This window comes from Arthrospiribacter ruber (assembly GCF_019343195.1).
In the GTDB taxonomy this organism is placed as follows: domain Bacteria; phylum Bacteroidota; class Bacteroidia; order Cytophagales; family Cyclobacteriaceae; genus Arthrospiribacter; species Arthrospiribacter ruber.
Genome location: NZ_RPHB01000005.1, coordinates 190857 through 204725 on the forward strand (window position 1 = coordinate 190857; position 13869 = coordinate 204725).

The following is a 13869-nucleotide window of genomic DNA, read 5'->3' on the forward strand; positions in this document are numbered from 1 at the left end:
CTATGATTTCTAGCCAATATCAATGTATATCCAATATCTATTAGTATCTGATTGATTGGGCACTTATTTAAATTGGCTAGTGGTATAATTGCGGATATACATATTATGAAAACGGATTATCCTTAATCCCTCAAAGTAGAAAGATAAGCAACCAGATCCCTTATCTCCCTTCTGCTCAGTACAGCTTTCATGTCTGGCATACTTGAAGGTGCATCTCTTCTCTCTGCGATGTCTTTTTTCATAATCAAGGTATCTGCCTGACTACCTTGCTTCATTAGAATACTTTCTTTGTTTTCCTCAGCCAAAACTCCGGAAATCCTATTCCCATTTTCAAGGTTTAAGCTTACTATACCATAGCCCGGAGCAATACGCTTACTGGGGTCAACCAAGGATTCCAGTAATTCCTGCCTACTCAATACCGAAGCTATGCCGTTCATTGGTGGCCCCACATTTCCTCCCATATCATCATAAGCGTGACAACGCATGCACTGACCGGTTTGCGACTGGAAAAATAGTGTTCTTCCTCTCACCACATCCCCACCATTGAGACTACTTTGGTAAGAAGCAATTACATCTCCATCCCATAGCTTAGCAGCAGAAGCCGCATATTGAGAAGTAAGTTCCGGATCATCCGCTGCCTCAACAGCTTCCGAAAGCTCTAGCAAAATATCTGTAGGAAGTCTGTCATTGGACATTTTATCCAGCAAAGTCTCAAAAGTAGCTCTGGTGTACTGCACAGGTACTCTGCCAAGTGAAATCAATGCTGCCTGCTTTTCCTCAGTAGTTCTCTTCTCAATGACCTCCGCCAATAGGTTAACTTTAAGTTCCCTGTCCAATTCCAATTGCTCCAGCAAGGTAAGTCCTGCAACCCTGACGGACTTGTCTCTATCATCCAATGCTTTTTCAATGGCATTAGGGGTTTGTTCTGATTCCATTCTGGCCAAGGCCTGAATGGCTGCAATCTTAACATCAGGATCTGAATCGCTGCTTATCATGGCCAACAATGCCGAAGAGGCCTCTTGGATTTCCAGTCTTCCAATTGCCTTTGCAGCGCTCAAACGCAATGGAGCATTTCTTTCAGAAAGTATCTTCTTCAGCGCCTCAGCAGACTTTTCCCTCACCAAGTTTCCTTCACGGGTTACTTCTCCCCTGTACCGCCCATCTACCCTGTCGAGTCGTGATGGCTTGGTCCAAGTTCCCAAGGCCTCGATAGCTTCTTGTCTCAGCGCTGTCGGGGCCTCGGACTTCTGCATGTAATCAATCAGGTTTTGCATGGCCTTTTCCGTACCCACCCTAAGATTGGCATTGATGGCTCTCCTAATCAGAGGCTCATTCTGAAAAGATGTGCTCACCAATAAATCTCCTAATGCTGGAAGGGCTTCTTCAATGGAAAAATCATCGTTGATGGCCCTGGCCAATTCTGTAATAAGGTATTCATCTTTGTCATGGATAAAGTTGGCAATTCCAGGATGCTCCATCCTTCTTAAAGCCAAAACTGCCCCTAATCTTACGGCCCTACTTGGATGGTTCCACAGCCCTGCTACTTGTTCAGGCTCATTGATTCTTGCCAAGGCCAATGAAGCTGCATGTCGGATGTAAGCATCCTCATCAGCATTCCTTTCCAACAGACCGACCAATGCCTTGAAAGCAGACCCATATTCCATACGGCCCAGAGCCTCTGCTGCAAAAAATCTGTTTCTTGGGTAATCATCAGTCAAAAGACCTAAAAGTTGTGTTGCTGCTGGTTGGTACTTGATGTCTCCTAGCCACTTAGCCGCCTGAGCCCGGATCTCAGGGTCTTCATCTTTTAGCAAAGGAATGAGTTTTTTGGCATGATCAGCATTTTCCATTCTAGCCAATTGGCTCAAGCCTACAATCGCATTGACCCTTGCCAATTGGTTCTCCTTTTGGTCAAGGGCTTTTTGGAAAACTTCTGCTCCCTTAGCACCTCTTTTAGCCAATTCAAACTGTGCTTTCCGCCTGATTCGAAGATCTTCATACATCAAATGATCCAACAACTCATTCTCCGACATCTTCTTAAAGTCCAAAGAAATCCTACGCTGGGTTTCTTTTCTGGCTTCCCAGTTTTTTCCTTCCTCATCATCAAGCTTCCAGATTCTGCCGTAATTTTTATTCCCCCAGCCATTGATCCAATCGGCTGCGTAAATGGCTCCATCAGGTCCAAAATCCAATCCGGTCGGCAACATGTGGCTTTGGATCATTTCTGTTTCGGCCAATTCAAATGTAGCTCCCTGAGGTTTTAGCTTGAAAGCATGGATACCAGACCGGGCAGGGTTACCCACAAACTCCACGACAAAAAATGTGTTTTTCCACCTTGGTGCCATTGCTGTACCTGGATTATAAATCATTCCCGTGGGGCCATTGACGTAATTGATTATGGGAGGAGTGATGTAAGCAGCCTGTCCTTCATGTCTTGGGATATATAGCTTCTCATCCATCCATACCTTATAAGTATTATTGTCCGGATCACGGTATTTTCCAAACTGCCAATTGATCCTCCAGCCTGTATCCGATCCATTGACCAAGTACACCAATCGCTCACTTTCACCACGGTGATCACCATCATTGTCCACGGATATCAGGTTATTGTACTCATCGAATACAAACTCATGGGTATTTCTTACCCCCATGGCAAATACTTCAAAGTCAGATCCGTCAGGATTAGAACGCACCACAACTCCCCTGTTCGGATATTTCCATTGCCTGCCATCTTTGTCCACACCATTGAATCCAATATCCCCTATCGCCCAATAAATCCGGCCATCAGGCCCAACCGTAGCTCCTGACATTCCATGAGCCCCAAAACCAATATGGATGCCATAACCATGGGAAATAGATGTTTTTTCATCCATCAATCCATCCCCATTTTTGTCCTCTAACCTCCACATATCCGGTCCAACTCCCACGAAAAGATTGCCTTCATGCTTGAGCACCGCAGCAGCTATATCCGTAACTTCTTCATGAAAATCATGGACCACCCTTTGAGACCAATCGGCCAGTCCATCTCCATTGCTATCCTTAATACGGTAGACGGATTCCTTGATTTCCAACATGTCTCTCCAGTCATGGGAACCGTCATTGTTGTAATCTTTGAGCCACTTATTTTTTTCTGAATTTTCAGGGGAAAGCTCTTTTCTCAAAAATGCCCGCTTCTCTTCTATTGACTGAAGAGAAATAGACTCAATCTCCCAATCCTGATGGCCACGGATATCGAACTCTACTTTTCCTAACCTACCTGAACTGGTATAGTATAAGGAACCATCCTCGTCCATGCTGATGGAAATGGGGTCTACGATAAGGGAATCTACCGCCCAAATACTCATGGTCAGACCATCTGCAAGCTGAGGACTAAGACTGGATTCAATTTCATCAGCCATTTTTCTGACTTCATCATGATCCATTTGGGTAATGTGCAGCTCTTCGGTTGATTTTGCTTTTTCCTGACAGGAAAAGGCAGCTACAAAAATTGCAGGAAATGCTATCCTGCAAAGCAGTTGTTGAGGTTTCATAGGTTTATTGATCAATCGATTGAAACAGCTTTCAATATAGGGAAAATCCAAAAACCTAAACGGACAAAATCAATAATGGCTAAATGTATTGTTTGAATGGTTAACTTTTACCATTTCTCTTCCGACTTGGGATCTTTTGAAGAAGTCTCAAAATAAAGATGATAGTGATTGCTGCAACCAGGATTGAAACTTGCCTGACACTTGGGGCAAGTATTGTCTGCATCCATATATTCCTGAATTGTCATTTCATGACTACAAACCCCACAGAGAATAGCCTTGGAATCAAACTCCTCTGTAGGCCAAACTTCATGGGGATGGTCTGCTTCCTCTTCATGACATGAAAAACAGGGATAGTATTTGCCACAGCATTTGAACTTGATAGCAATCACGTCAAGCTGAGAATGCCAGTGAACACAGCGTGTTTGATGGTCGACAGATTTTCCAAACACCCTTACATTTCCCACATCTATAATATGGAAGGGAGAGTCTGATTTCTCCTGAGCGATGGCAGGAAATGCAAGAACTATGATGAAGAAAAAAGACAAGTAAATACTCCGTTGCATATTTTATTTACTTCAGGTGACAACTCCCTACAAAGTTGTCGAAATATCTGTGGGATAAAAAGTATATGAGCTAAAAGTGGGAACCAATTTAATTGCTAAAATCCAAACTGCTTTAGATTGAAAAAGATGTAAAAAGAAAAAGGCCCCTTTCGGAGCCTTTCTTCCATGTTATCTTGTGGTACTTGTGGTTTAAATTGAACTAAAATCAGTTCACAATTCTGATGGAACCGCTTCCAACTTTTCCTTTGATAGTGTGTTCGGCGTTGTTATTTACTTTTAGGTTTTTTCTGCCACTGCTTTCCCCAACCCTAACTGCACCACTTCCCGCACTGAGGTCATAATTGAAATCTTCCAGATTGCTTAAGGTAACCACCCGCACATTACCTGAATTGGCATGGAAAGAGGAATTTGGCCCTAAGAAAGATTGCTCCACCCGGATATTTCCACTGCTGGCACTCAATTCACCGATTTCCTTGACTCCTGAGAGCCTGATACTTCCGGAATTGACTTTGGCATCAGCCCTGCCTTGTACATCTTCCATTTTGATGCTGCCCGAACTGGCTTTGGCATCCACATCTCCCAAAACATCCTTCAAGCGGATACTTCCTGAGTTTACCTGGCATTGCAGCTTACCTGCCACAGCCTCGGCACGTATAGAACCCGAACTGGCAGTAAAATTACCTGTTCCCACTTCTACTCCCATGAGTCTAATGCTTCCGGAATTGGCTTTAACGTTCATACTTTCATGATGGACATTCATGACGTCCACAGACCCTGAACTGACATTCAGATCTAACTTGATTTCCTCCGGACCAATCAACATGATGGTTCCTTTGGAATTAATCCCAAAGTTCCACACAGAAAAATCCCCATTCCCTTCAAGGTCAATTTTCAGCTTGGAACCTGATTTTCTATATTTCAATTCATAGCCTCTATCTTCCGGCAATTCCAATAAAGCACTCAAAAATACTTCCTGTTCTCCACTTCGTCCTTCGTAGGACACTTCAAGAAACCTTCCATTAAGTTCAATTTCTTTGATCCCACTGAAAGTTTCTTCAATATCTACAGTTTCTGTATTTTCCGGGAAATAACAGGAAGTGACAAGCAAAAGCATTGCCCATCCCACTCCCTGCATCCAAAAGGTTTTAGAAATTTTCATTGGTAGATTGACTTGGTTTCATTCCATTAGTGGACATCATTGACAAAGTTTCATGAGCAACTTTTACATTGTATTCATAAGCCAGGCTTTTATAGTTGACCAAATCCACAATAGTTCCTATAAAACAAAGTCCCAGCGTCAAAATATAAAGTATACCTAGTCCAATCTGTCCAAGAATAAACCTGTGAAGACCGGCAAACCCAAAAAAGCCCAACAAGCAAAGGATAAGAATCATTTGATTGTCTTTTCTTCTTGCCCTGTAAACTTGGGCAAAAAGGCTCGCCTGATCATCATCCATATTCTTGAGAATTCCCTGGATATAACCTAATTCCATTCCCTCCAGCTCTGGAAGGTGTCTTAATACATTAGCCATAGTTTTTAGTTGTTTTGAAGTTTCTGATTAATTCAATGATGCGATAGATAATCACAGCAAAGGCAAACATCGCCAAAGGGTGCATTGACCATGATGCTTTAAGGTCCCCTTTGGACAGAAGGCTCATAGCCCTGCCCAATCCACAACCTGGACACCAATGGAAACCTAGGTTTTCCAAAGGACACAAGGTGAAATGATGCGATCCATAAGGATCAATAAGAAAGATGCCGATCAAAGCCCCGATCCAAAAGATCAGTTCTAAAGGAACCCTCTTCGCTATGCCAGTGATTGTTTTCATCTGTCCGGTAAAGTACGAAAAGGATGCCATATGCCAAAAACAGCATTTTAGCCACATTTTGCCCAATATGATCCCTTTTTGAAGCTATTAACGGACAAAAAAGTGTACGATTATGAACGATTTACCAATGGTACTGACAGGGATAAACCCTCTGGAAACTTCTCTTTTTGCCTACAGAGAAATTGACTTCGGATTTTAGAATAAGACATTTTGGAATTGCCATCTTTCCAAAAATTAAACTCCAATAGCAACCTCACAGGTTCAGATCTTAAAGGAAGGATTTGCTGAATATCCAAGGCTTCAGATACCTGATTCCCAACAAAAAAACTAACCAAAGACTCCGCAGCCTTTGCCATTTGGGGATTGGGAATATCTTCCTCATAAAAAGACAATAAAGACCTGATCAGAATTTTCCCGGCCTCCGAGGGCCTAAGGTGTCTTTTTCGAATCATTTTCTCAAGCTCAAATGCTTCTTTGGGATTTTCAGGCCAGAATCTAGTATCCAAACCAAGGTAAGCGCCTATAACTTTCCAATAATGAAAAACTGCAAGGTACACGTTCTGACCTGTAGATTTTTTGAGTTTTTCCATCCCTCTGATGACCAGCAATGAAAAGGAAAGATTGGTCCCGATCATGTCCTCCTGATTGATGGGAAGCCCCCATGCTTCTTGCCAGTCAGTGGCATATTTTCCAACAAAATACCTGCTAAAAGCATGGATCAACCTGACCTTGGCAATACTCAAAAGTGCATGCTTATCATCACCTAAAAAACCTCCGGGCTTGAAGCAATCCAAAAGAAACAAAGCCGTCTCCGCAAGCCTTTTACCGGATTCTTCGGTGATTCTTTTGGAACGAACCAAGACCTGGGCTCCATCCGCAAAGGCATAACAATAAGGCAGGGAATAAAAGCCCAGCATGGACAAATAAAAATGACCATTTTGGCTAAAATACTCCTGAGCCAATACAATTTTCTTTTCATCTAGAAATTCTACTTGTCTGCTAAAGCTTTGGAAGTATTTTTGCACTGATAGCGGAAAACCTGACCAATCTGATTCAGAAGGAAAATTCTGATAGGAATTGATAAGGCTTACAATATCAGGATGAGTTATCAGATCCAACACTGCTTGATCTGCCAAAGGATCGCCCAGTTTTCTGAGTTTATCCAAATTCTCCTGAGTGTATAGCTTTAATTTCTCCATTAACCTCTAAACCACAGTGCCTTCAATAGGTTTTAAAAAATAAGAGTCACCCCCATGTTAAAAACTTTAATACCATCATTTTGCCTGTTTTTTCTGATTACCATATCCTTGGCCCAGACCGCTACGGACATTATTGTTTTGGATGCAAAAGCAAGTGGCAGTAAATTGAGTATGGACAAAAATACCCTGAAAAATATTACTGACAGAAACCTTTATGACAATCAGCCGAATTTTATCAATGAAAAGCAACTGGCTTTTTCTGCTGCTGACGATAAAGGGAATCATGATATCATCATTTATAATTTCGAGTCTGAGAAATTTACAAACCTCACCAAAACCCCAAACCTGAATGAATTTTCCCCTGCCATCACAGATTGTGGACTGTACGTGTCAGCAGTCACTGTAGAAGAAGACGGCAAGCAAAGGTTGTGGCTTTATCCGACCAATTTTGGTGAACCGGAACTCCTTTATGATGATATAGAGCCGGTAGGATATTACGATTGGTATGACAATAGGGCCGCCATGTTTGTACTTGGTCAACCAAACACTTTACTCTACCCGTTTTCCAAAGAAGACATCCTTTCCATAAGCCAAAACGTAGGTAGAGCGGTCCGAAAACGTCCAAAAACACCAATTATCACCTACATTGACAAAAATGACAGCAAGGAAGTTAATGGAGAAAAAGTCTTTGCAATAAAAGGATATAATATTGAGAAAAAAACTCAACACAATTATGGTTATACCCTTCCTGGTGTCGAGGATTTCATTTGGCTCAATAAAAACCTTTTGTTGATGGGAAAAGGAGAAGAACTGTTATTTAGAAAAGCCAACAAAACAGAATGGATATCAGCTGGCAATATTGAAGTCAATGGCTATCACTCCATCAGTCGAATGGCTTATTCTCCAAAGCTAAAGAAACTTGTTTTGGTAATGGAAAGATCTCAATAATACCAAGAGTATTGACTTCTTTTAGCTCGTACCAAATATGAATTTTCGCTATTCTTTATCTGACCGGCATCAAATATTCATAAGTTGCCTGAAGTCCCAAAGGAATCCCCAAAGTCCAATATAACAGCAAAAACAAGGTCCAAACTACGAGCAATACCAAAGAGTATGGCAGCATAATAGAGACCAAAGTACCGATACCCGTGGACTTAACGTAACGTTGGCAGAAGACCACTATCAATGGAAAATACGGCAACAATGGGGTAATGATATTGGACACCGAATCCCCTACCCTGTAGGCAGCCTGTGTCAGGTCAGGAGAAATCCCCAGTTGCATCAGCATGGGAACAAAGATCGGACTGATCAGTGCCCACTTGGCGGAAGCAGAGCCAACCAAAAGATTGACAAAAGCGGTTAGCAATACAATTCCCACTATAGTCACTTGAGCCGGCAACTGTAAGGATTGCAGGATGTCTGCACCTTTCAGCGCTGTCAATGCCCCAATATTGGATTTACCGAAAGCATCAATAAACAAAGCACAGAAAAAGGCCATTACAATGTAATATGCCATGCTTCCCATGGCTTTACTCATGGATTGCACCATGTCTTGGGCACTTTTGTAGGTCCCGCTCAGAAAACCATAGGCCACTCCGGGAATCCAAAAAAGAACGAAAATCAACGGGACAATAGACTTCATCAAAGGTGCGCCGATAGAGGTCAGTTCACCTTCGGTATCCCTGAGAGCAGAATCATTGGGAATAGCCCATAGCACCAACATCACCATGCAGACTACCATGACTAAAAAAGCCAACCAAAAAGCTTTTTTCTCTTTGGTATTGAGTCTTTCCATTTTTGGAATATCTTCTAGGTTCTCATCTACGGCCACGTTCTTTTTAAGTCTCGGCTCGATGACCCTGTCGGTTAGGTACCAGACCACAGCAACCACCACCATGCTGGATAGCCCGGTAAAATAAATATTGTTGAGCGGATTGAGTGTGATATCAGAATCAAGGATCTGAGCGGCAGATTGGGTAAAGCTTTGAATCAATGGATCTATACTCGATGGGATAAAGTTGGCACTAAATCCTCCGGAAACACCCGCAAAAGCCGCTGCAATTCCGGCAAGAGGATGACGACCGGCGGCATAAAAAATCACCCCTCCCAATGGAATTACCAGTACATATCCCGCATCTGCGGCCGTATGACTGACTATGGCCACCAAAACCAAAATCGGAGTCAGCAACATCCGGGGAGTGATTCCAAGAAGAAACTTAAGTCCCGCATTGATAAAACCGGAATGCTCTGCTACTCCCACACCAAGCATAGCCAGCAAAACCACACCCAATGGCGGAAAATTGATAAAAACTCCCGTCATGTTGGACAGGAAGTTGGCAAACTGATTACCGGTAAGCAGATTTTGTACCCTTAGATCTGCACCGGACCTTGGATCTATTGCCCCAAAATCAATAGGAGAAAGAATGGCGGACATTACCCAGGTAAGCAACATCAACATCAAAAACAACATAGCAGGATCTGGCAATTTATTCCCTGCCTTTTCAATAAAATCCAAAAATCTATCCAAAAAGGTCCGGTTCTCTGAAGTAGTTTTGCTCATTATGGGTTATATTCGGTTGCCTCAAAAATAAGCAGGCTTTCTAAAAATCAAACTATTCTACCATGCTAAACTTTAGAAGCCATGTCCATCAACCTACAAGCCCCCCCTCAGGAAATTCTGGATGAACTGATTTTCCTGAAAAAAGCACTTGATCTGGAAATCCCACCTAAAAAGCTGGATAGAAACGTACTGATATGTACATGGAACATCCGGGTATTCGGCAATCTTACTATGGCTTGGGAAGCTGGAGCCAACCATTCCCCTAAAAGGGACGGACATTCACTGTTGTGCATTGTAGAGATATTAAGACGCTTTGACATTATAGCGGTTCAGGAAATCAGGGGAAATTTCAAAGCATTGAGGGAGACTATGAGACTTTTAGGTCCTGACTGGAGTTTTTTGATGACTGATGTGACAGCAGGCTCACGGGGAAATGATGAAAGGTTGGGATTTATTTTTGATAATAGGAAAGTAAAACTTTCAGGATTGGCCTGCGAGATAGTGATCCCAGACGATGTTTTGGAAAGAAACAGAGAAATACAAGCAGATGCACTTCAAAGGCAGTTTGCCAGAACCCCTTATGGAGTAAGTTTCCAAGTTGCAAAAAATACCTTTGTTTTGTTGACCTTACATGTTTTATTTGGGAGTAAACCAGCAGATCGGGTGGCTGAGATCAAAGCAATAGCAGATTGGATATACAAATGGTCCAAGGATCTAAGTTCCTGGAAACATAGTCTGCTAACCTTAGGAGATTTCAATATAGTTAGAAAAGGAGACCCTACGTACGATGCATTTGTATCCACAGGTCTTCATGTACCGAATGATTTGCAGGATATTGATAGGACGGTTTTCAAAAAAACCTACTCCTTTTATGATCAGATTGCTTGGTTTGACGACAACATCTGCATGGAATATGCACAGGGTGGAGTATTTGACTTTAGAGATTTGGTCTTGACTAAAAGGGATTACACCATAAGTCAACTATCTTTCAGAATCTCTGACCATTTCCCGCTTTGGGCTGAATTTATTACTAAGTAAAATAACCTGTTTATATAAAATATGCTGAAAAATAACCTATACCTATTGACCCTAGCGGCGTTTTTAGCCTGCACCCCTCTTTTTGCACAAAAAAACAATATCAGTAAACTGACGGCAAAAAATGCCAAACTGGAAAAAATCGGAGATGGTTTTTCTTTTACAGAAGGGCCTGCTGTTCACCGAAATGGAGATGTATATTTTACAGATCAACCCAACAACCGGATCATGCGTTGGTCTGCTACCAGAAATGAAATCAGTGTTTTTATGGAAGATGCTGGCAGATCCAACGGCATGTACTTCGACAGAGATAGCAACCTGATCACCTGTGCGGATGAAAAAAACCAACTTTGGTCCATCAATGATAAGGGAGAAGTAAAAGTACTGATAGAAAATTATAAAGGAAACCTTCTCAACGGACCTAATGACCTTTGGATATCCCCTTACGGAGGCATGTACATAACAGACCCACTTTACAAAAGAGATTATTGGGAAAGAGATCCTGAAATGCAACAAGACGGAGAGCACCTTTACTTTCTAAGTCCTGACAAAATGCAGTTTATCAGAGTTGATGAAAATCTGGTAAAACCCAATGGTGTAGTAGGCACACCTGACGGCAAAAAATTGTATGTCGCGGATATCGGGGACAACAAAACCTACGTCTACGAAATCACTGAAGATGGTTACCTGACGAACCGAAAGCTTTTTGCAGAAATGGGTTCAGATGGTATGGCTATCGACAACAGAGGCAATGTATACCTTACCGGAAAAGGTGTTACTGTATTCAATAGCCGTGGCAATCAAATTGCTCATATCCCTATTGAAGAAAACTGGACTGCAAATGTGGTGTTTGGTGGTACAGACAGAAAAACCCTTTTCATCACGGCAATGGGTTCTGTATACACCCTTCAGATGAAAACAAGAGGTGTTTGGTAATAAATAACTCGCTGAAAAAATCAAAGGCACCAAAGCTATATTTCAACAAGCTTTTGGTGCCTTTTTTTATGCCTTTGCTTTTAAAGGATTCAGTCACAATTTCCATCCACATCACAAGATGGAGATCCTTCTCCAGCATTTTCCATCTGGAGTACAGGATTTTCTTTTACATAATCAGCCCAAGCCTTTTCCAAAGTCTGAACAAATACTTCCTTAGGCTGTGCACCGGAAATGCCATATTTTCTGTCCAGAACAAAGAAAGGAACACCCCTTACTCCCAATTGTCTTGATTCATAGATGTCTTCATCTACTTTATCCTCAAATTCATTGGAATCAAGACATGCTACGACCCTTTTTTCATCAAGGCCAACTTCCTTGGCCATTGAAATCAAGCTAGTCTTATCGTCTATATTGCTGCCTTCTGTGAAATAGGCCTTAAGCAACCTCTCCTTCATTTCGCCTCCCTTTTCCAAGCTTTTGGCCAATTGAAGTAGCCTGTGCACATTTCTTGCATTTGCAACCACTGTTTTGTCCATTTGATACTCCAAACCTTCTTCTTTGGCCATATTGACCACTTGTTGGGTAATTTCTTTAGTCTGCTCCATAGTCCAGCCTTTCGTTTCAGAAAGGTACTCCAAAGTACTTTTGGAAGGATCGGTTTTCATCTCGGGGTTCAAAAGAAAACTTTTCCAGACTATCTGGATTTTATCCCCAAATTGAAAGTCAGCCAATGCAGATTCCAACCTCCTTTTACCGATGTAACAAAAAGGACACATGATGTCCGACCATATTTCTATTTTCATAAGTTTAATTTTTACCTTTAGAAAGAGAATGAAAAATCACCCTACTTGGTTCACTCTATGTCTACAAAAGAATGTCCTTCCTGTGCAATGGAAATTGATAGTAAAGCTCCTTCCTGCCCTATATGCAAATATGAATTCCCAAAGCAAAACCCTATATATCAATGGGTAGCCATTCTATTGGCAGTGATGATGTTGATGTTTTTTTTATTATAAAAACAGCCTCCGACCTACTGGCCAAAGGCTGTTTGAGGAAATTTAGGTAAGCTCCAAATGACTGACAAGAGACTCCATGACAGCATCTGCTACCAAATGGTAAAAAGGCTCAGGGTTATTATCTATCTGTACAGACTCCAAAGCCTGGTAATATTTCAGCCTTGAAGTCGCATCTCCTTTCAAATTGGCAACAGTGTAGCCATGCTTCAGCAAGATCATATTCATAACCAGCCTACTGCTTCGGCCATTTCCATCAATAAACGGATGTATACTTACAAGTCTTTCGTGCATCTCAGCTGCCAAAATCACTGGATGAAGTATTCTCTTTTGATTGTCATAATGTACAAAATAAGATTCCATCATTTTACCCAGCAAATAGGGCTGTGACGGCACATGCTGACTTCCTGAAATGGCAACAGGAACAGACCTGTACTTACCTGCATTTTCCCTATCAATTCCTTTCAGGATCAAGTAATGCAATTCTGACAATACCCTAGGGCTAAAATCCAGTTCATCCTGGACCAAAGACTCTACGTATGCAATGGCCTCAGCATGATTGATAGCTTCAAGGTGTTCTCGCATGGACTTTCCTCCTATGGTCAGCCCTTCATTGACTACCAAATGTGTCTCCTGCAAGGTAAGGGTATTTCCTTCGATTCTATTGCTCTCAAAAGTGTAGGCAAGATGAAAGTACTCTTTCATTTTCCGCAATTGAATAGCATTTAAAGGCTTTTTGGAAATCCATGTATCTCTGAGCAAATCAATCTCCTTTAACTTGGATTTGATTTCATGGCTAATCCCCTGCATCACCAAAACCTGTTTGCTATTTAGATATGCAACTCTTGACTCTGCCAGGCTCAGTACTTCCAAAGCCAAATCTTCATACTCAAGGATTTTGTAGACTTTTTCTGCCAACCAAGCCTTGCGCAAATCTTCGAATGAGACGTGCAGTCCCTCAGAAATAGACTTAAGATTATCCTCAGTCGGTAAGCGCTGGCCTTTTTCAAATTTTGTGATAAGTGCAGCATCCACACCAGCCAATTGAGCCAAAGCCCTTACAGACATTTCCTTTTGAATTCTGGCTTCCAGCAAAATTGTAGCAAGCGTCTTCATTTGTTGACTTTTTTATTGTTGACAAATTTATTCAACATTTATGTATTTTTTTCATTTTTAAAGATTTTTTTACAAATTGAAAGAAAT

12 protein-coding genes are annotated in these 13869 nt (G+C 41.7%); 3 read left to right on the forward strand and 9 right to left on the reverse strand.

Annotated features, from left to right (window positions below; genetic code table 11):
* Nucleotides 1-122 precede the first annotated feature (122 nt).
* From EGN73_RS11590 to EGN73_RS11615, 6 genes are all read right to left on the reverse strand, one after another.
* Nucleotides 123-3530, reverse strand: coding sequence for a HEAT repeat domain-containing protein (locus EGN73_RS11590; RefSeq protein WP_219289787.1), 3408 nt, complete (start codon nucleotides 3528-3530; stop codon nucleotides 123-125).
* 107 nt (nucleotides 3531-3637) lie between these two features.
* Nucleotides 3638-4093 (reverse strand): CHY zinc finger protein, encoded by a 456-nt coding sequence (locus EGN73_RS11595; protein ID WP_219289790.1) that lies wholly within the window; start codon nucleotides 4091-4093, stop codon nucleotides 3638-3640.
* Between the two features lie 205 nt (nucleotides 4094-4298).
* Nucleotides 4299-5252 (reverse strand): DUF4097 family beta strand repeat-containing protein, encoded by a 954-nt coding sequence (locus tag EGN73_RS11600; RefSeq protein ID WP_246611559.1) that lies wholly within the window; start codon nucleotides 5250-5252, stop codon nucleotides 4299-4301.
* Nucleotides 5239-5625 carry a TM2 domain-containing protein gene (locus EGN73_RS11605; RefSeq protein WP_219289793.1) on the reverse strand — a complete coding sequence of 129 codons (387 nt, stop codon included), beginning with the start codon at nucleotides 5623-5625 and terminating at the stop codon, nucleotides 5239-5241. The genes EGN73_RS11600 and EGN73_RS11605 overlap by 14 nt, the downstream gene beginning before the upstream one ends.
* Nucleotides 5618-5953: a DUF2752 domain-containing protein gene (locus EGN73_RS11610; protein ID WP_246611560.1), complete on the reverse strand. Its 336-nt coding sequence runs from the start codon at nucleotides 5951-5953 to the stop codon at nucleotides 5618-5620. The genes EGN73_RS11605 and EGN73_RS11610 overlap by 8 nt, the downstream gene beginning before the upstream one ends.
* An 80-nt stretch (nucleotides 5954-6033) precedes the next feature.
* Nucleotides 6034-7122, reverse strand: a complete 1089-nt coding sequence (locus EGN73_RS11615; protein WP_219289795.1) for an oxygenase MpaB family protein — start codon at nucleotides 7120-7122, stop codon at nucleotides 6034-6036.
* A gap of 54 nt (nucleotides 7123-7176) precedes the next feature.
* Between EGN73_RS11615 and EGN73_RS11620 the strand changes: the two genes are divergently transcribed.
* Nucleotides 7177-8070: a TolB-like translocation protein gene (locus EGN73_RS11620; RefSeq protein ID WP_219289796.1), complete on the forward strand. Its 894-nt coding sequence runs from the start codon at nucleotides 7177-7179 to the stop codon at nucleotides 8068-8070.
* Nucleotides 8071-8125: 55 nt separating this feature from the next.
* Here EGN73_RS11620 and EGN73_RS11625 read toward each other — a convergent pair whose 3' ends face one another.
* Entirely contained in the window at nucleotides 8126-9682 is a 1557-nt protein-coding gene (locus EGN73_RS11625) for an AbgT family transporter (RefSeq protein ID WP_219289798.1), read from the reverse strand.
* 81 nt (nucleotides 9683-9763) lie between these two features.
* On the opposite strand from EGN73_RS11625, the gene EGN73_RS11630 reads away from it, so the two are divergent.
* The gene (locus EGN73_RS11630; RefSeq protein WP_219289800.1) at nucleotides 9764-10720 is read left to right on the forward strand and encodes an endonuclease/exonuclease/phosphatase family protein; all 957 of its coding nucleotides are present in this window, start codon (nucleotides 9764-9766) and stop codon (nucleotides 10718-10720) included.
* Between the two features lie 21 nt (nucleotides 10721-10741).
* A complete protein-coding gene (locus tag EGN73_RS11635; RefSeq protein WP_219289802.1) occupies nucleotides 10742-11653 on the forward strand; it encodes an SMP-30/gluconolactonase/LRE family protein in 912 nt (303 codons plus the stop codon).
* 89 nt (nucleotides 11654-11742) lie between these two features.
* On the opposite strand, the gene EGN73_RS11640 is transcribed toward EGN73_RS11635, so the two are convergent.
* Both EGN73_RS11640 and EGN73_RS11645 read right to left on the reverse strand, forming a co-directional pair.
* Nucleotides 11743-12456 (reverse strand): DsbA family oxidoreductase, encoded by a 714-nt coding sequence (locus tag EGN73_RS11640; RefSeq protein ID WP_219289804.1) that lies wholly within the window; start codon nucleotides 12454-12456, stop codon nucleotides 11743-11745.
* Between the two features lie 255 nt (nucleotides 12457-12711).
* Complete coding sequence (locus tag EGN73_RS11645) at nucleotides 12712-13782, reverse strand: Fic family protein (protein WP_219289806.1); 1071 nt, start codon at nucleotides 13780-13782, stop codon at nucleotides 12712-12714.
* Between the last annotated feature and the right edge of the window lie 87 nt (nucleotides 13783-13869).